This is a genomic window from Gammaproteobacteria bacterium CG11_big_fil_rev_8_21_14_0_20_46_22 (assembly GCA_002796245.1).
GTDB lineage: Bacteria > Pseudomonadota > Gammaproteobacteria > UBA12402 > UBA12402 > 1-14-0-20-46-22.
Map to the genome: position 1 here is coordinate 1 of PCWT01000029.1, position 735 is coordinate 735.

A 735-nucleotide genomic window follows, 5' to 3' on the forward strand; every position below is an offset into this window, starting at 1 on the left:
CCTTGCGTAATAACATCAACTCGATCACTCAATAACATTCAACTCGATCACTTTTTCAGTCTTTCCGAGACGAGCCACCTTTTTAACTCAGGTGATCGCCATGAGTCAATTTTTTTGTAATTTTCTCATCGAATCACCGCCCAATTCAAAACGCTGTGCGCAGTGAATTAATCGATCCATGATCGCGTCGGCATAGGTGGCCTCACCAATTAGTTCATGCCAGCAATTGACCGGAAGTTGACTGGCGATAATGGTGGAGCCTTGTCCATGACGCGCGTCGATAATATCCAGCAAATCACTTCGTTGTTGACTGTTGAGTGTATTCATTCCCCAATCATCTAAAATAAGTACGGGCGTTGCCGTCAGTTGGTTAAGGAAGCGGTTGTAAGTACCGTCGCCATGGACTTTGAGTAATTGCCCCAATAGTCCCTTAAGTCGGTAATAGCGGACGGCTGTTCCTTGTTGGCAAAGATGGTGTCCCAGCGCGCAAGCCAGCCAGGTTTTACCGCAGCCAGTCGCGCCAGTAAACAATAAGTTTTGGTGGTGGATGAGCCAGTGCCCTTCTAATAAACTGCAGAACTGGCTTTTGTCGAGTCCTCGCTCTTTCTTATAGTCGATTTGTTCTGGGTGCGCTTTCAGGCGAAATTTAGCTTGCGTGAGTAAGCGTTCGACTTTGTGTTGTTGTCGTCGTATCAGCTCGCTACTGAGCAGGATCGAGAGGCGCTCTTCAAAGGT

1 protein-coding gene is annotated in these 735 nt (G+C 47.5%); it reads right to left on the reverse strand.

Going from position 1 to position 735, the window contains the following annotated elements:
* Window positions 1–105: 105 nt before the first annotated feature.
* Window positions 106–735: ATP-binding protein (locus tag COV52_03545; protein PIR11512.1), on the reverse strand; the 630-nt coding region annotated here is incomplete at its 5' end.